The following is a 17,618-nucleotide window of genomic DNA, read 5'->3' on the forward strand; positions in this document are numbered from 1 at the left end:
TCGCGACCGTCTCGCCGTCGGCTACGGCTGATTCCGGGCGGCTTCGCACTTTTTGACCCGGATGGCGAGCGCGAGAAACAGCGCCAGGAGGACGAACGTGACTTCGCCGGCGGCGATCACGCCCAGCGCGTCGGCCTCGAGAAACACGGCCGCGTCGCGCTCGACGGGGATGATCGTGTGGTGGGGCTCGCCGACGATGGGGACGAAGTAGTCGACGACCAGGTTGCTCCAGTACCAGAGGGCGGCGACGGCGACGGCCCACACCGGAAAGTCGCTGATCCGGTAGAGGACGAAGGCCTGCACGACCATCGCGAGGTGACTCCAGAATAGGAACTGGTACATCACCGGGGAGAGGTACGCGTAGGAGTCGGCGAACGCGAGCAGCGTGTAGGGCGTCCACAGTCCGAGGACGATATTACCGAAGAAGGCCAGCGCGGTGAGCCACGGCTGCTCGCGACCCAGCTTCCAGCAGGCGATCGCCAGCGCGATGAACAGCGTCGCGAGCGGGCTGTCCGGAACCCAGGGCCAGAGCACGGCCGCGGTCTCGGTGAACTGTCCCGAGTAATACCAGAAGCCGAATGCCGTCCCCGCGAGGTTGATCGCCACGACGAGCCACGCGAATCGCAATCCGAGGTCCTCGAGCGTGCGCGGAACGGGCGCGAGATACGCCGGAAGGGACGTATCGTCGTCGCGCTCGCGATCCGACAACCGGCCGCTCGAGGTCGACGCAGTCATTGTCCGGCGCGACGGACGGAGTCCGCAAAACAGTAGCGGTCCTCGTCGCCGACGGCCGAGATCCGTACTACTACGACCGGTCCCGTCGTACCGTCGGCCATGACTACCGGCGACGAACGGACGCGACGACGGCTTTCGACCGGCCACGTGGTTGACCTCCCGCTCGAGCTATCGTTCGCGATGGGTGGCGTGACGGTCCCCGCGCGTCGCAGTCGGCTCGAGGCAGTCCTCCCGGAGGGGCTTTCGTCGCTCGCGATCGCCCCCGGCGTCGGCTGCGTCGCACTCATCGGGATTCAGTACCACCAGGTCGGTGGCGGGGATCGAGGCGAGACGGGCCTCGAGCCCTACGACGAGTTCGCCGTCATCATCCCGGCGGTCCGCGGGAGTCGAACGACCCTCCCCCTCGCACAGCTCGCGGACGGCGAGATCGGCGGCTACGTGCACTGGCTCCCGGTCACGACCGATCCCTCGGTCGCGCTCGGCCGCGAGTGCTGGGGCTATCCCAAGGAACGGGCCGACATCACGGTGACCGACGGCCCGAACGGGGTTCGAGCCGTCGTCGACGGCGGCCGCTACGGCGGGCGCGAGACCGTCCGACTCGAGGTCTCCCGGCCCCGACTCAGTCCGCAGGCGCGCGACTGGACGATGGCCAGTTTCACGCGCAAAGACGGCGCTCTCCTGCGGACGAACGCCCAGATTCGGGGTGAGGTGGCGATCGGGATCGGACCGTCGGTCGGGACGCGTCTCGAGGTCACGGGGGAGCTGGCACGGGAGCTCGGACTGTGGCGACGGCCGCTCACCCGGCTGTACGGGTCGGACGTTCGAGCGCGTCTGTTCGAGGGCGAACGGGTCCTCGAGTGACGGATACAGGGGGTGTCGGCCGAATCGATCACAAAGAACACGCGTAAGTGCAGCGGCTCCAAACCGGGTAGTATGACCGAGGAAACCGATCTCGAGGACCTCAGGCGCGGCACCGATCTCGTCAAGCGCGGCTTCGCCCGGATGCAGAAGGGCGGCGTCATCATGGACGTCGTCGACCCCGAACAGGCCCGCATCGCCGAGGAGGCCGGCGCCGTCGCGGTGATGGCGCTGGAAGCCGTCCCCGCGGACATCCGCAAGCGCGGCGGCGTCGCGCGGATGGCGGATCCCGGTGACGTCGAGGAGATCGTCAACTCGGTCTCGATCCCCGTCATGGGGAAGGCCCGCATCGGCCACACGAAGGAGGCCCAGATCCTCGAGGCCGTCGGCGTGGACATGATCGACGAGAGCGAAGTGCTCACGCCGGCGGACGACGCCTACCACATCGACAAGCGCGACTTTACCGCGCCGTTCGTCTGCGGCGCGCGCGACCTCGGCGAGGCGCTGCGCCGGATCGACGAGGGCGCAGCGATGATCCGGACCAAGGGCGAGGCCGGCACCGGCGACGTCAATCAGGCCGTCCACCACCAGCGGACGATCAAGGGTGCCATCCGGAAACTCGAGGGCATGAGCCACGAGGAACGGGAGGCCTTCGCCCGCGATATCGAAGCGCCGGCGGAACTGGTCCACGAGACCGCCGAGATGGGGCGGCTGCCGGTCGTCAACTTCGCGGCGGGCGGGATCGCGACGCCCGCCGACGCCGCGCTCATGATGCATCACGAGTGCGACGGCATCTTCGTGGGCAGCGGAATCTTCGGCGCGGAGAACCCGCCCGAAATGGCCGACGCGATCGTTCAGGCGACGAACAACTGGGACGAACCCGAGACGCTCGCCGAGATCTCGAAGCACCTCGGCAAGGGGATGAAAGGCGACGCGAACGTCGACCTCCCCGAGGAAGAGAAGCTGCAGGGCCGCGGCGTTTAGCTGACTGACGACTGATCCGTGTTCGCGTACTGACGCTCCGGAATCGGAACTGGAATCGATCAGCAAGCACGCTCGTTTTATCCGTCTCCCGCGTCCCGACCGCATGAGCCAGACAACGTCCCCGACCGGCGTCGAGCAACTCGCCGACCGGATCACGGCGGGAACCGAGCGATTGCTCCGGGAAACCGCAACCGACGGTTCGGACGACGCGCTGGCGGCGACGGCGGCCGAACTCTGGGACGTCGTCGCGGAAGTCGACGACCTCCTCGAGACGATCGATTTCGAGAATTTGCCGGACACCGTCGACATGTCGGCGCTGCCGGATCTCGTCGAGCCGGATCAGCTCCCGAACGCAATCCGCGAGACGGATCTGGACCAGATACTGGATCTCAGCTCGATTCGGGACGCCATCGAACTGCGCGAACTCTGGAATACCGTCGATCTCGTTGATTTCCGGACGGAGCTGCAACAATTGCGGAGCGAACTCGAGGACGTGGTCGGCTCCGACGCGTTCGAGTCCTCGGGCGACTCCGAGGCGGCGGCCAAAGTCAGAGAGTTCGTCGACGACGTGAAACCCGACGCGACGAACGCGGCCCTGCAGCAAGAAGCGAAAAAGGCCGCGAAGGCGGCTCGCAACGGCGTCATCGACGGCCATTCGAAATTCGAGAAACTATACGAGTCGACGCAGCGCGGTCCCGGCTACGCCGGCCGGAAACCGATCTCGAACAACCCGACTGCGGTCTCGTCGGTGCCGTACGGCCCGCTCCCGGCGAGCGTTTCCACGAGAGTCTCGACCGTGCCGACGAACGTCCGACAGGCACCCGTCGATGCCTTGCCCCGTATCTACGGTCGCCGCTGGAAGACGGCCGCTCGCCCGAGGTGAGGCCACCGTCACGAGTCCGACCCCCACCACGTCTCCAACGGCGGGAGAACCCCCATCCAGAGGAGCGCGAGAAAGACGAGATAGGTCACCGTCGCGCCACAGCACAGCGACAGCGCTATTTCCGGTGCGATTCGGGCACCGATGGCGGCCCCGCCGATCGCCACCGCGAGCGACGCGAACTGGACGGGGCGGCGTTCCCAGTAGTCGCGGACGGGCGCGGGGTCCCGAGCGGCGAGCAGTTCGAAACAAATCGTCGCGGTACCGCCGACGAGCAGGAAGCCTATTGAGAGCGATGCGTCGACGAGGACGACGAGGCCCGCGAACGCGGCGAGTGCGACCAGCGCGAGCGCGCCGTCGGTTCTCGTCCCCATCCGTGACTACGAGTCGTCCCGGTACAGCGTCGCCCCCTCGCTGATCGCGGTCTGATAGGCCCGACTCTCGACGCCGGCCGCGTCGAAGGCGTCGACCATGGCCGACGCGATCGCGCGTCGATCCCCGCGGTGACAGACCGCCAGAATCCCGGGGCCGGCACCGCTGACCGTCACGCCGGTCGCGCCCGCCTCGAGGGCGGCCTCGCGAACGTCCTCGTAGCCCGTGATGAGCTTGGTCCGTTCGGGCGTAACGATATCGTCGTTCATCCCTCGGCCGACGAGCTCGGGGTCGTCTCGAGTCATGCCGACGGTCAGCGTCGCCGCGTTGCCGACCGTGGTGACGACCTCGTCCATGGTAGCCGACTCGGGGACGACGCCGCGTGCGTCTCGCGTCGAGACGGATATCTCGGGGAGACAGGCGACGACCGGGACGGACGCGTCGACCTGCGTGACGCCGTCGTCGGTGACGACGGTGAAGCCGCCGAGCAGGGAGGGAGCGACGTTGTCCGCGTGGGCCTCGCCGGAGACGACCTCCTCGCCCTTGGCGGCGACGCTGACGAGGTCCTCGCGGGTGCGGCCGCGGTCGTAGAGGGCGTTGAGCGCGACGGCGGCGGCGGCCGCGCTCGCGGCCGACGAGCCCAACCCCGAGGAGGGGCGGACGCCCTTGTCGATTCGAATGCGGGCCGGAGCGTTCAGGGCCTCGGCGACCGCACCGACGGTGTTCTTGGCCGGGTCTTCGGGGATGTACTCGCTACCGGCTCCGGTAACCGTAATCGTCGTCTCCGGGGCGCGCTCGACCCGAACGATGTCGGCGGGCGTTCCGAGAGCGAGGCCGAAGACGTCGAAGCCACTCCCGAGGTTCGCACTCGTCGCCGGTGCCCGCACGGTGAGCATGCCGATTCCTTCCGAGACGGCAGTCAAAAAGGTAGCGAACGAGACCGACGCCGATTACTCGTCGTCTTCGTCACTCGCCGTGCCGAACGTGAACACGTCGTCGCTTTCGGTCGGCTCGTCATCGTCATCCGCGCTCTCGGCCGCGTCGTCGTCGGCCGGCGATCCGTCGGCGGTCGTCGATTCGTCTGGTTCGGTGTCACCGTCGTCTCCGGCAGTCGATCCCTGCTCGAGGTCGGGAGCCGAGTCGCCCGCCGGTTCGAATCCGGCGCTCGTGTCGACATCGTCATCTCCGGACGCTGCCGTCGTGTCGCGCTCGTCCTCGAGCGGCGCACTCGCGTCACTATCGTCCGCAAGTGGCTCTGCGGCCTCCGTCTCCTCCGCGAGCGGATCGGCCGTTTCCGTGGCATCTGCAAGTGGATCCATCGTCTCCTCCGCGAGCGGATCGGTCGAGCCGGGCGATCCATCGGTCGTGTCCGACGCGCCGATGTCAGTCGCACCGTCGTCACGCTCTTCGATCCCGAGGATCTCTTCCGCGCCGATCTCGCCGGCACCGCCGTCGCGTTGCCCGTCCGCGGCTGACTCGTCGGCGGCCGCCTGCTCAGGCTCGTTACCCGCTGGCTCGACGGGCTCGTCGCCCGGATCGCTCTCGAGTACATCCGCGGCCAACTGGTCACCATCGGTTGTCTCGGCGGCCGAATCGGTCGGCTCGGCCTCGAGCGTGTCATCCGCTCCGTCGTCGAACGTGAGGAGGTCGTCCGAGTCGGGGCCGGGGTCGCTCGGATCGTCGGCCGTATCGAACGTGATCCCTCGATTCTCGTCGTCCGGTTCGTCGGTCGCCTCTGTGTCGACCTCGAACGTCGACTCGGCCGCCGCCGGCTCCGCGTCGGTGTCGATCATCGACTCGAGTTCCACGTCGTCGCGGTCGACCTCGGTATCGAACCGGTCGAGCGCTTCGGAGAGCTGTGCGGCCTGCTGGGAGAGGTTCGAGGCGGACTGCGTGACCTCGGTCAGTGCCGTGGTCTGCTCTTCGGCTGCGGCGGCGACGTTTTCGGCTTCGGAGGTGGTCTCCTCCGAGATCGTCGCGGCGTCGTCGACCATCGCGACGACCTCCTGGGTCGAGGCGGCCTGCTCTTCGGTCGCCGCGGAGATTTCCTGGACCCCCACGTTGGTCTGCTGGGCGAGGTCGGCGATCTGCTCGAGTGCGTGAACGGCCTCCTCGACCTGCTCACTGGCGTCCTCGATGTCGTCGCTCGTGCCCTCGACCTCGACGGCGGACTGCTCGGTGCGTTCTCGAATCGCCTCGAGCCGGTCTTCTGCCTCGTCGGCCGCCTCGGCGACGTCCTCGGAGAGCGCCTTGACCTCCTTCGCGACGACGGAGAACCCTTCGTCGTCGCTGCCGCCCGCGGATCGGGAGGCCTCGATGTTGGCGTTCAGCGCCAGCATGTTGGTCTGGCGGGCGATCTCCGAAATCGTATTGATGAGTTCGTCGATCTGCTGGACTTCCTCCTCGAGTCGGCGGATCTCGCTGACGGCGCTGCCGGCTTCGCCCTCGATCTCGTCCATCGCGGTGATCGCCGCCTGCGCGGCTTCCTGTCCGTCTCGCCCGGTGTCAACGGTCCGTTCGGCGATATCGGCCACTTCGTTCGAGGAGGCGGCGATCTCCTCGGTCGTCGTCGAGAGCCCGCTCATCTCCTGATTGACCGACTGGAGCGACTCGTTCTGACGGTCCGCGCCGTCCGAAATCTCCTGAATCGACCCGGTAACCTGCTGGGACGCGGAGCGAACTTCCTCGCTCGAGGCGGTCACCTGCTCGGAGGCGGTCGCGACGTCGGTCGCGAACCGATTGAGTTCGGCGACCGTTCGCTCGATCTCCTCGAGCATCTCGTTGAAGTCCGCGGCGATCTCGGCCATCGCCTCGTTCTCGCCGTCGGCTTCCATCCGCGCGGTCAGGTCGCCGTCTGCGGCCGCTTCCATCACGTCGCTGTATTCGGCGGCCTTCTCCTCGAGGTGGCCGTTGATCTCTTGGACGCGCTCGCGTTCGCGTTCGGCCTCCTCCCGGGCGGCTTCGGCTTCCTCGATCTGCTCGCGCAAGGCGACGCGCATCGAGTCGAAGCCGTCGTAGAGCCGGCCGATGTTGTCGATCCGCTTGGTCTCGAGGTCGACGTCGAGATTGCCCTCCTCCATCTGACCGGCCTTGTCGGTGAGCCGGTCGATCGAGACGGCGGTGTTCCGACCGAGGACGGCACCGACCATGCCGATCATGAGGACGCCGAGGATCGTCGCGTAGACACCGTACTGGTTAATCGAGGTGACGTACCCGAGCGCCTGACTGGCCGGTTCATGGGTCACGACGACCCAGTCCGTCCCGAACACGCGCGCTGAACTGGTGACGTACTTGCTCTCGTCGAAGTCGTAGGCGGTAGTCTCGAGCGAGCCGAAGTCGAAGTCGGCGCCCGAAACCTGTCGCGTGGACGCGCCTTCGGTTCGCGCGTCGCTCAGAACGGCGCTGTCGCCGCCGTACGCGAGCCCGAACGTTTCGTGGTTCTCGCCGTACCCCTGATTGTCGAGCATGACCTCGTCGTCACCGTCGACGACCATCGTCGTGACGCCCTCGTCCTGTTGCAACTGGTTCGCGTACGCCTCGATGTTGGCCGTGTAGACGACCGCGCGATTCTCGCTTTCGGCGGAGAGCTGGACGTAGGTGATGACGGTGGTGTTCTGTCCGAACTCGCCCTGCGCGGTGTAAGCGTCGGAGACCCAGGGGACATTCGTCGTCGCCTCCGAGTAGGCCTCGCTCGGGACGTTGTTCAGTTCGCTGGTGGGTACACCACGGTAGGCTCCGTTGGTGCTTGCCGTCACCGTCTCGTTGGTGAGGTCGACATAGGAGATATCGAACGTGTCGGTATCGAGGTGCTCCTGCCAGTCGAGGAATCGCTGTTGGATCGCCTGCGGATCGTCACTGGCGACGACGTCCGATCTGACGATCGTCCCGACCGTATGTTCGTTCTGCTCGTTCCACATCTGCAGACTCTGTGCTTCCTGACTGGCCGAAGACGCGTGATCGGTCTGTACGCGATCCTCGACTTGGTTAGTGATCCCTGCAGTTGCCCCGTATCCGATCAGGCCGACCGACAGCCCGAGAATAAGCAGCGCGATCCCGAACTTGACCGCGTACCTGCGTCGGATAGCTGTCGGTACCAATCGTCTAACGATATCCATCGATAGAACACGCGTGATGTTGTCACTACATAAATGATGTTCCGAAGTTATCGGTGCTGATAATCGGGAGAGGAGAGTTCGTAGTGTCTAAACGACCACTCTATTCCGCCACCCACCCACGTTACGAGGGTAATATACATAATTTAACGCTGGAATGGATCTCTCCCGCTAAAAGATGAAAAATCAGCTACTGATGGTACTTCACACACATTCGTAACTCTCCGATGATATTCTTCGCAAACGTTAAGAAAGATAGGTCGAAACGACTGGCCAATATGACCGACTCTCACGCCCATCGTGAGGCCGCAGACAACACCGTCGGCTCGAGCCGACGGCGCGGCTTCGATCGCCGGCACGTCCTCAAAACGACCGCGGGTAGCGCTGCCGGACTCTCCCTTGCAGGGTGTCTCGAGACCGCCGGATCGATCCTCGGGAGCGACGACGTTGAACCGGTGACGATCGGGGTTCTCGCACCGAATCCGGACAGCGACTCCACCGGGCGCTCGATCGTTCAGGGCGCACGGACCGCCGTCGACGAACTGAAGAAAGCCGGCGGGATCAACGGCCGCGACGTGGAGATGGCCGTCGGCGACACGAACTCGAGCCCGCAGGAGGCTCGTCGTCAGTACCAGCGGCTCGTCCTCGAGGAGGGTGCCGACGTCACGGTTGGCATCTCCACGAGCGAGGCGCTCGTCCCGCTGATGGACGACATCGCCGAGCAGGAGACGCTCCACCTCACGGCCGGTTCGGCGACGACAACGGCCAGCCAGAAGGTCAACGAGGAGTACGAGAAGTACAAGCACCACTTTCGCGTCGGCCCGGTCAACGGTTCGAACCTCGCGCAGGCCCAGATCGAGTTTCTGACCGAGAAGGGGGGCGATATCGGCTGGAACTCCATCGCCGTGCTCGCCGAAGACTACGACTGGACCGAGGGGCTGTGGTCGTTCTATCAGAGCCGCTTCAGTGATCTCGACATCGATGTGACGATGTGGAACCGGTATCCGCCGGCAACCGACGATTTCTCGTCGATTTACGACGATGTCGAGGCGTCGGATGCTGATGCGGCGTTCATCTCGACGGCTCACACCGGTACCAAGGCCATACGCGACTGGGGACCGGCGCAGCGGGAGTTCGCCTTCGGCGGCATTCACGTTCCGATGCAGCTCCCGTCGTACTACCGGCTGACCGACGGCGCGTGCCGGTTTGCCGTGGGCTACGCCAGCGCCACGGCGACGAGCGAACTCACCGACAAGACGCAGCCGTTCGTCAAGATGTACCAGAACAGGTACGGTGGGCAGAGTCCCGTCTATACGGGCTTCATCTCCTACGACGCGGTCAAGCTATTCGCGGACGCCGCCGGACGGGCCGGGACGGTCGACTCCGAGACGCTGGTCGGCACGCTCGAGGATACCAGCTTCACCGGGACGACCGGCACGCTCGAGTTCCACGGGCCGGACCACCAGTTCGCCCACGACGTTATCTACGGGGAGGAGAACGTCCAACCCATCTACTTCCAGTGGCAGGAAACCGACGACGGTGAGGGCGTCCAGGAAGTCATCTGGCCCGATGAGCATGCGTCCGCCGAGTACGTCGATCCGACCTGGTTCTAGGGGAATCGGCGTCCCCGGAGCACTCGTGGGGACCGTCGGTTCCGCGATGGCTCTCGCCGAGAACTGCGTTGACTTTCGTTACGCACGGTCGCTTGAGCGGCGGCGTCACCGTTTCCGATCGGTTTCCAACTGGTGGGCAGGTATCTCTGGTGTGCCGATTGCTACCACCCACTCTTTGATAAGTTGCCACAATTGTTAAGAGACTGAGGTCAAAATGACTGGTCGAGATGCATGAATGTGGTGGGGCTGATAACGAACCAAGCCTCGCGACCGATCAACGTACTCGACGAAGCGGTCTCCAGCGGCGACACGTCCTCGCGACGGCCGGCAGTGCGGTCAGCCTTTCGACCGCTGGGTGTGTAGGGACGCTCGGGTCGATCACCGGGGGATCCGGAAGCGAGGACCCGATCACGATCGGTGTTCTCGCACCGAATCCGGACAGCGACTTCATCGGCCGATCGATAGTGCGCGGTGCACAGGTTGCCGTCAACGAACTGCAGGAGGCGGACGGAATCGGTGGTCGAGACGTCGAGATGGTCGTCGGCGACACGAACTCGAGCCCGCTCGAGGCGCGTCGCCAGTATCAGCGGCTCATCCTCGAAGAAGATGCGGACGTTACGGTCGGCGTCTTCGCCAGTGAATCGCTGATGGCTCTCATGGACGACATCGCGGAGCAGCAGACGATTCATCTCACGTCCGGCGCGGCGACGGCGGAGGCGAGTCGGCTGGTCAGCGAGCAGTACGACAAGTACAAGTATCACTTCCGCGCGGGGCCGACGAACAACTACGACCTCGGCAGGACGCAGGTCGACTTTATCGACGCGATGGGATCCGACATCGGCTGGAACTCCCTCGCCGTGCTCGTCGAGGACTACCAGTGGACCTCCGAGCCGTGGACGGTCTACCAGAACCAACTCGCGGACACGGGCGCCGATGTCGTGATGCAAGAGCGGTATCCGCCGGCGACCGACGACTTCTCGGGAATTTACGACGAGGTCCAGGCGGCAGGGGCGGACGTGGCTTTTATTACGACGGCCCACACCGGGACTGCCGCGCTGCTCGACTGGGTGACGCCCCAACCACGTCCGTTCGCGTTCGGCGGGATCCACGTCCCGATGCAGTTGCCGGGCTACTACGACATGGTCGGCGGTGCCTGCCGCTTCGGCGTGGGGCAGTCCAGCGCGACGGCAACCAGCACGCTCACCGACAAGACGCAGCCGTTCGTGCAAGCGTATCAGAACCAGTTCAACGGGAACAAACCCGTCTACACGGGCTACCACACGCACGACGCGATCGCTCTGTTCGCCAACGCCGTCGAGAACACCGGCTCGCTCGATTCGGACACGCTGATCCCGGAGCTGGAGGCCGCGTCGTTTACCGGAACCACTGGCACGGTCGAGTTCTACGACAAGGATCACGAGTTCGCTCACGACCTCAAGTACATGCGAGACGAGACCGTCTACTTCCAGTGGCAGGAAAACGACGAGGGCGAGGGTGTACAGGAGATCATCTACCCGGAGAAGCACGCGACCTCGGAGTACATCACGCCGCCCTGGCTCTGACTCCCGCAGCGGGGCACCTTTTCTCCAGTCGTACTCCGTCCGTCCTCCGACGCCGTCAGTCGTCCGCGTTCGCCTCGAGCGTCTCCGCCGTCCCCGCGAACCGATCGCCGCCGACCAGCAGCGCGCCCGCGAACAGGCCGCCGATACCCGCGAACGCGGCGATCATCGCGAAAAACACCGTCTGAGAGAACTCGCCGAGGACGAACCCGCCGAGAGCGATGCTCGCCGAGCCGAACCCGAACTCGGCGAGATAGGTGTAGCCGTAGGAGAGCCCGCGAGCGTCCGGCGGCGTGAAGACCGCGACGGCGTTCTGGTAGAACGGCTGGATGGCGAAGAGGAAAAAGCCCAACAGCCCGCAGAGCGCGACGATCGGGGCGAGTCCGACCCCCGACGCCGTCACCGGCACGAACGCGAGCGCGAGGACCGCGAGGACGGCGAAAATTGCCGCGAGTCCGCGCGCCGGTGCGATGCGGTTCGTCAGTTTCCCGCCAGCGTACTGCCCCGCCATCCCGACGACCAGCAGGCCGACGTAGATGTAGTCGGCCGGCTGGATCCCCTCGAGGCCGGCCGGCAGCGCGAGGGACTCGATCGCCGGCAGGCCGTGGAGGATCTCGGGGAGATACGTGAGGGTTCCGCGGTAGTAGAGCCCCTCGAACGTGACGAGGACGAAGACGACGGCGAAGGCGCTGGCGAACAGCGTTCGCGAGTCGCTGAAGAGAGCCGCCGGCGACAGCGCCTCGTCGGGGCCGGCGTCGGCGTCGTCCGCCACGGCCGCGGTCGGATCGAACTCCGCGCCGAGGCCGTAGAGAACCGCGAGGACGCCCGGGACGGCGAGTACCGCCGCGACGACGGACCACTCGAGGAAGATCAACAGGGTAGCGGCGACGAACGGGCCGAGCGCGATGCCGGCGTTGCCGGCGATCCCGTGCCAGGCGAAGACGGTGCCCCGGTCCTCGACGCCGGTGCTGATGAGCGCGAGTCCGGCAGGGTGGTAGACGCTGGCGGCGATCCCCCACAGGATCAGGCCGGCCGCGATAGCGTAGATCGAACTCGCGGCAGCGAGGACGAGAAAGGCGAGGCTCATCCCGCCGAGACACGCCAACACGAGGGGGCGAGTACCGTAGCGATCCGCGAGGATCCCCCCCGGGAGCGCCCCCAGCCCGAACGGGGCGTAGCCGAGCGCGACGACGACGCCGAACAGGGCGACGCCCACGTCGAACTCGGCCAGCCAGACGACCAGAAAGATCGGAATCGAAGTTTCGAACCAGTGGACGAGGGCGTGGCCCGCCATCGTAAACGCCGCGATCGACCGATCGTTCGCGTTCAGAGACATACGGTCGTTGCTCGAACTCGAGTCGTCCGCCCACTTAGCGGCTTGGGAACCGGTGTACCCGAACGACAGTGTTCGCGTCGCAGACCGCTACCGGAAAAACTCCCGCTCGAGGCCGGACGGCAGGCTCACGTCGAGCTCGCCGGCGCACTCGAGGCTCGTGCTCGGCGCACCTCGGACGGACTCCCGTCATCCGGTCTCAGCACACCCGCGATCGCGATGCGGGTGCGTCGGGACACAGTGACAGCAGATCGTTGCAGAGGGAGTATCGGACACGTTCAGAGCGTCGGAATACAGGACCGAGAGACGCGACCGAGACGTGAATCACGAACCGTCCGGGTGGCTCCGATACTCCCTCTCAGTCGTCCTCGTTCTCGACCGCCTGCGAGACGTCGACGTCCGCCGCTTCGCGACCGCCGACGACGAGCTCGCCGTCGTCCGTCTCGACGTAGACGTCGTCGGCGAAGCCGCCCTCGGCGTGGGGGTGCTCGGGGTCCTCGAGGCGTTCGGGCGTCGACGGTGCTTCGGGAAGGCCCTCGGGCGGAGCGAACTGGCCCAGCGGCTCGTCGATCGTCACGTCCCACCGGTCGAAGAACTCGCGGTAGCGGTCGTAGTGGGCCTCGAGTTCGTCCGCGGGGAACTCCATCATCTCCGTCCAGCCGTGATTGTAGAAGTCGAAGTTGGCCTGAATGTGCGTGATCTCGCGGGCCTCGGCCTCGGAGTAGCCCTCCTGGAGCGCCCGCAGGTAGGCGTCCATCGTCGCGTCGAAGAGCCCCTCGAGGTGAGCCCGCCGCTCCTCGGCGCGGTCGGGATCGGCCTTACCGGTGAAGATTTTGGTGTGGAGTTTGACCAGCCCCGCGTTCGCGATCGAGCGGATGCCCGGCGTCTCGAGCGATTTCCGATAGGCGAAGTGTTTCGCGTTCTGTCGGAGTTTCATGCCGTCCTGTTCGGACGGGATAGTGAAGAACGGTTCGGACGACACCGTTCTGGATAACCGTCCGGCGGGGCATCGCCGCTCGAGGTCGCCCGTGTTTCCCGATTCGGTCGCTCGACGAGAGCCGAAGTTGTTCGTCAGAGATACCAGCAATCCTTGCTCTTCCAAAATATGGTGTCCGAATAGGGGCCGAGGAGTTATTCTGGTAGGGAGATTCGCCACAGAGTTTACGTCCGTTGGATCCTCCCGGCCGGTCTGGCAAAATAGACGAGATAGCAACCCACTTTAACCCGCATTACGAACGTTCGGGATATGACTCAGTACGTCATCATCGGTGACGGGATCTCGGGTAGTTCGGCCGCCGAGACCCTCCGGGAGGAAGACCCGGACGCGAAGATTACCGTCATCACCGATGAGGGGGAGCCGCTGTATAATCGGATTCTTATCAAAGAACACGCGAAAGGCAAACTCCCCGAAGCCCCCATCTCGATCCACGACGAAGAGTGGTACGAGGACCGCGACATCGAACTCTCGCTGAACACGTACGTGACGAGCGTCGACACGGACGCGAACGTCGTTCACACGCACGACAGCGGCGAGCTCTCCTACGACAAGCTGCTCGTCGCGACCGGCGGGACGCCGACGCAGTTGCCCGTCGAACACAGCGATGCCGACGGCGTCCATCACTTCTGGACGTTTCAGGACGCCCGCGCCATCCGCGAGCACGCCGAACGGGCAGACACGGGCGTCATCGTCGGTGCCGGCCTGCTGGGTATCGACTTCGCGGCCGTCTGCGGGGCGCAGGGAATCGACGCCGACTTCCTGATGCGCGGCGACCGCTGGTGGCGGTACGCGCTCTCGGCCGACGGGGCCGAGATCATGCACGAGGGCATGCGCGGGGTCGGCGTCGACCCCGTCTTCGACAGCGGCGTCGATCGCTTCGAGACGGACGACGACGGCCACGTCACCGCCGCCGTCGACCCCAACGGCGACCGCTACGAGTGCGACTTCGTCGGGGCCGCCATCGGGCTGACCTTCAACACCGAGTTCCTCCGCGGGGCCGACCTCGAGGAGGACAACGGGATCGTCGTCGACGAGTACATGCAGACGTCCGTCGACGACATCTACGCGGCCGGCGACCTCACCCGCTTCTACGACGTCTTGCTGGGCGAGCAGGCCCAGAACGGCTCGTGGGGCTCGGCCAAGGAACAGGGGCGGGTCGCGGCGATCAACATGGCCGCCGACGAGGAGTCCGAGGAGTTCCAGTGGGTCTCCTCGTACTCCATTACACACTTCGACTTCCCGTTCCTCTCCTTCGGCCACCCGACGCTGGGCGACGAACACGCCGAACGACGCTACAGCGACACCGAGTGGCGACGCGTCGCCTTCAAGGACGGGAAGATCGTCGGCGGCGTCCTCATCGGTGACCTCTCGCCCCAGAGCAAGTTCAAACAGCTGATGCGCGAACAACGCGTCGTCGCCGATCAGGCCGACGTGCTCATGGAACCCTCCGTCGACCTCGACGACCTCGCACCGGCACAGGAACAGTAGCCCCTCGTCTCGAGCCCTCGTTTTCGTTGGAATCACCGTTCTCACTGCGATCACTGTTTCCAGTAGTCTCGTCATTCCCGCCGTTCTCGGCGGAACCGTGAGTACTCGTGATCGATCGCTCGACGAGCCAGGGAAACGGTTAAGTCCATGAATGACATTCGGTACCAATAATCATGGCCGCCAGTACACTCCGGTCCCGTTCACTGACGCTCGAGCGCGTCGAGTCCGTCGAACGGAACGCGACCGTTCGACACGTCGACCAACTCGACTCGGAGACGCTGGCGGCGTTTTATGGGGCCGTCACGGGCGACCGGGCCGTCCCGGTCACAGCGACGGATCTCGAGCCGGGAGAGGTGATCGTCTTCACGGAGTACTACCGCGTCGAACGCGTCTGAACGGTCCCCCATCGCGTCGGGTCCGCCGAGTGCGACGCTACACGTATCGAAGTCGTTTTCCCGCGTGCCGGCGTTCGGACACGCATGAACGGCGACAGCGACATGACCCTGGCCTTCGAACTCGAGGCGCTCAAAGAGGTCGCCTCGCCCGAGCGCGTGTTCGAAGACGCAAGAGGCTGGACCGAGTACATCGGCGTCGTCTCGGAGAAGCCGACCTACGTCGTGACGAACTTCACGCGGAAGAACCGCATCCGACAGGACTTCTTCTCCGGCCCCCGGGGGAAAGCGGAGAGTCTCGAGGGCGTCAAAGATCAGTTCGACACCGACCGCTACGTCTACGTCGGTGCCGACGAGGCGGACGAGCAGTTAGCAGACGAAGTCGGCTGGGAGTATCTCGCCGTCGAGGACGCCGCCGAGGCGGCCGACTGGATTCTGGCGACCCACGCCGAGGACGAAGAGGACGACGCGGAGCAGGTCCGCGACGACTGGCCCTGAAACGCGGCGCGATGCATCCGCGGCGAATCGATCGTCGAACGTGACCGTTTTCGCGGGGTCGAGAATCTCCCCCGTTGCTCGAGACAGGTGAAGGCGTTACCGCTGCGGAGGGATCGCAATCGTAGCACCCGCGAACGAGCGAAGCGAGTGAGCGGCCTTTTTGGCGTAGATTTTTGCGCCCAACGAGGGACGCGAGACGTCCCTCGAGCCGTGCGAGCGGGTCTCCGGCCCGCGAGCAGAGAGAGGTGAGCGAGCAACGCGAGCGAACCCGAAGTGGAAAAAGGTACTTCTACAGTTCTACCGAACGCGGATTTTATCCGAATCCGCCTGGGGAACAGATGTTGGGCGGAGCCACCGACCAGCGTCTCGCACCTACGTATTAGAGCAGTAGCCCGAGTCGTCGCCCTTATGGCCGACCCACACGAAGCGATAGCAATGGCAGACACCCCCGTTCCGGGTGCCGACGGCGACGGGCTCGAGCTTCCCTGCGGGGAGACCGTCGACCCCCACGAGATCGATCTGGGCATGCGCGAGTACACCTGTTCCTGCGGCGACGTCCACGCCGTCGTGACTGACGTCCATCCGCCCTCGCGATTCTTCCCGGAATCGCTCGTGGCCGTGCTCGAGGAGACGATCGACACCGACGACGAGTTCGAGTCGTTCGGGACGCCGCACCTGCTGGGGATCGTCCTCGAGGAGTTTCCCGAGAAAGTTTCCGTCCACGACGCGAGCGACGACGGTGCCGTCGGCTACACGCTGTTGTGGATGACCGACTTCGACGCCCGGCGGCTCCACGAGATCGTCGTCGAACTCGTCGTCGAACTCATGGAACACGCCGTCAGTCACGCCGACGACGACGCCGCGATCACCGAGTTCGAGTCCCAGATGCTCGAGTTCGACGTGGGCGAGTTCGTCGACCAGTACCGGCGACAGCGCGAGTTCGAGAGCGAACACGACCAGCCGCTCTGACTCGGTATCCGGTCCCGCGCCGTTCCGTTCTCTCCGCTCGTCGTTCGAGCGGCGAGTTCGGCCGTCAGTGGTGTTTCGCTCCCTTTTCAGCGTGGCGTTCGGTCCAGTCGACGTCGTTGATATCGGCCACCCACTCGCGACCGCTCGCCCCCTCGTCGTCCTTGACGTCCTCGAGGTGGAACGTCTCATCGTCTATCCTCACCTCGGCGCGGTTTCCGAACTGAACCGCGTTGAAATCCGCTCGAGAAATACCGGTGTTCCGACAGCCGAAATCGTCGTCCGAATCGAACTCGTCGCCACAGAATCCGACGACGTACTCGACGGTCTCGAACTCCCGTTCCAACTCGTCGTGGACGTCCACCGAGACGGTGATTTCGGCGGGGTTCGAAGCCAGTCGCGAGTACTCGCGCACGACGCTGCCGGATATCTCGCTGTCCCCGTCGGAGTGGAGTTGAAGGAGTTAGTCCCTGTAGGAGCGCCCGTCGTGAGTCCGCGTGACTGTGATCGCTTTCAGTTGGAGTAACTCGGCCGAGAGGGTGTCCGTCGTCGAGAGGCAGCCGCCGGTCGCGGTCGCTGAAAGGACGGTACTCGACGTCGCGAGCAACGCTCGTCTGGAGGGCATCGGGTTCCACGTTGGTGTCGGGGATAATATGTGTTTCCTGAACGGTCTGTGATACCTGCCATTCGTTCGCCTGCACGTCACCCCGCGAGCAAAACGGCCAACCGAAGGTCGCCGGCATCACTCTCGCCGTCGGCTGTGGATGGGAGAGGATCACACGCAGTCGGGAGAATCGGCTGCTGGTCTGGGAATCGATGCGTCTCGGGGCG

At 65.2% G+C, this 17,618-nt stretch carries 17 protein-coding genes; 9 read left to right on the top strand and 8 right to left on the bottom strand.

The genetic code is table 11. The features are described from left to right. Window positions 1-21: 21 nt before the first annotated feature. A complete protein-coding gene (locus tag LDH74_RS13940; RefSeq protein ID WP_226039315.1) occupies window positions 22-735 on the bottom strand; it encodes a DUF1405 domain-containing protein in 714 nt (237 codons plus the stop codon). Window positions 736-834: 99 nt separating this feature from the next. Here LDH74_RS13940 and LDH74_RS13945 point away from each other — a divergent pair, with 99 nt between their 5' ends. From LDH74_RS13945 to LDH74_RS13955, 3 genes are all read left to right on the top strand, one after another. Further along, the gene (locus tag LDH74_RS13945; RefSeq protein WP_226039316.1) at window positions 835-1,596 is read left to right on the top strand and encodes an acetoacetate decarboxylase family protein; all 762 of its coding nucleotides are present in this window, start codon (window positions 835-837) and stop codon (window positions 1,594-1,596) included. 72 nt (window positions 1,597-1,668) lie between these two features. Beyond that, window positions 1,669-2,577 carry a pyridoxal 5'-phosphate synthase lyase subunit PdxS gene (gene pdxS / locus LDH74_RS13950; RefSeq protein WP_226039317.1) on the top strand — a complete coding sequence of 303 codons (909 nt, stop codon included), beginning with the start codon at window positions 1,669-1,671 and terminating at the stop codon, window positions 2,575-2,577. 103 nt (window positions 2,578-2,680) lie between these two features. After that, on the top strand, window positions 2,681-3,460 hold the full coding sequence (locus LDH74_RS13955) for a hypothetical protein (RefSeq protein ID WP_226039318.1): 780 nt from the start codon (window positions 2,681-2,683) through the stop codon (window positions 3,458-3,460). A gap of 8 nt (window positions 3,461-3,468) precedes the next feature. On the opposite strand, the gene LDH74_RS13960 is transcribed toward LDH74_RS13955, so the two are convergent. From LDH74_RS13960 to LDH74_RS13970, 3 genes are read right to left on the bottom strand one after another with little or no spacing between them, the layout of a single operon-like run. Then, window positions 3,469-3,831 (bottom strand): hypothetical protein, encoded by a 363-nt coding sequence (locus tag LDH74_RS13960; RefSeq protein ID WP_226039319.1) that lies wholly within the window; start codon window positions 3,829-3,831, stop codon window positions 3,469-3,471. Between the two features lie 6 nt (window positions 3,832-3,837). Next, window positions 3,838-4,725: a homoserine kinase gene (locus LDH74_RS13965; protein ID WP_226039320.1), complete on the bottom strand. Its 888-nt coding sequence runs from the start codon at window positions 4,723-4,725 to the stop codon at window positions 3,838-3,840. Window positions 4,726-4,779: 54 nt separating this feature from the next. Beyond that, the gene (locus LDH74_RS13970) at window positions 4,780-7,944 is read right to left on the bottom strand and encodes a methyl-accepting chemotaxis protein (protein ID WP_226039321.1); all 3,165 of its coding nucleotides are present in this window, start codon (window positions 7,942-7,944) and stop codon (window positions 4,780-4,782) included. A gap of 275 nt (window positions 7,945-8,219) precedes the next feature. Here LDH74_RS13970 and LDH74_RS13975 point away from each other — a divergent pair, with 275 nt between their 5' ends. Next, entirely contained in the window at window positions 8,220-9,554 is a 1,335-nt protein-coding gene (locus LDH74_RS13975; protein ID WP_226039322.1) for an ABC transporter substrate-binding protein, read from the top strand. Window positions 9,555-9,781: 227 nt separating this feature from the next. Beyond that, window positions 9,782-11,116: an ABC transporter substrate-binding protein gene (locus LDH74_RS13980; RefSeq protein WP_226039323.1), complete on the top strand. Its 1,335-nt coding sequence runs from the start codon at window positions 9,782-9,784 to the stop codon at window positions 11,114-11,116. Between the two features lie 55 nt (window positions 11,117-11,171). On the opposite strand, the gene LDH74_RS13985 is transcribed toward LDH74_RS13980, so the two are convergent. Continuing rightward, on the bottom strand, window positions 11,172-12,449 hold the full coding sequence (locus tag LDH74_RS13985) for an MFS transporter (RefSeq protein WP_226039324.1): 1,278 nt from the start codon (window positions 12,447-12,449) through the stop codon (window positions 11,172-11,174). Between the two features lie 355 nt (window positions 12,450-12,804). Further along, window positions 12,805-13,383: a DUF6149 family protein gene (locus tag LDH74_RS13990; RefSeq protein WP_226039325.1), complete on the bottom strand. Its 579-nt coding sequence runs from the start codon at window positions 13,381-13,383 to the stop codon at window positions 12,805-12,807. 309 nt (window positions 13,384-13,692) lie between these two features. Here LDH74_RS13990 and LDH74_RS13995 point away from each other — a divergent pair, with 309 nt between their 5' ends. From LDH74_RS13995 to LDH74_RS14010, 4 genes are all read left to right on the top strand, one after another. Next, the gene (locus LDH74_RS13995) at window positions 13,693-14,931 is read left to right on the top strand and encodes an FAD-dependent oxidoreductase (RefSeq protein WP_226039326.1); all 1,239 of its coding nucleotides are present in this window, start codon (window positions 13,693-13,695) and stop codon (window positions 14,929-14,931) included. A gap of 173 nt (window positions 14,932-15,104) precedes the next feature. Further along, window positions 15,105-15,326, top strand: a complete 222-nt coding sequence (locus LDH74_RS14000) for a hypothetical protein (protein ID WP_226039327.1) — start codon at window positions 15,105-15,107, stop codon at window positions 15,324-15,326. A gap of 84 nt (window positions 15,327-15,410) precedes the next feature. Next, window positions 15,411-15,821 (top strand): hypothetical protein, encoded by a 411-nt coding sequence (locus tag LDH74_RS14005; protein WP_226039328.1) that lies wholly within the window; start codon window positions 15,411-15,413, stop codon window positions 15,819-15,821. 435 nt (window positions 15,822-16,256) lie between these two features. Beyond that, a complete protein-coding gene (locus LDH74_RS14010) occupies window positions 16,257-16,790 on the top strand; it encodes a DUF5815 family protein (protein WP_226039329.1) in 534 nt (177 codons plus the stop codon). A 64-nt stretch (window positions 16,791-16,854) separates the two neighbouring features. Here the strand turns inward: LDH74_RS14010 and LDH74_RS14015 are convergent, their stop codons facing one another. Together LDH74_RS14015 and LDH74_RS14020 are read right to left on the bottom strand one after the other, a co-directional pair. Next, complete coding sequence (locus LDH74_RS14015; RefSeq protein WP_226039330.1) at window positions 16,855-17,202, bottom strand: hypothetical protein; 348 nt, start codon at window positions 17,200-17,202, stop codon at window positions 16,855-16,857. 48 nt (window positions 17,203-17,250) lie between these two features. After that, entirely contained in the window at window positions 17,251-17,412 is a 162-nt protein-coding gene (locus LDH74_RS14020; protein ID WP_226039331.1) for a hypothetical protein, read from the bottom strand. Window positions 17,413-17,618: the final 206 nt, after the last annotated feature.

This window comes from Natrinema sp. DC36 (assembly GCF_020405225.1).
Classification (GTDB): domain Archaea; phylum Halobacteriota; class Halobacteria; order Halobacteriales; family Natrialbaceae; genus Natrinema.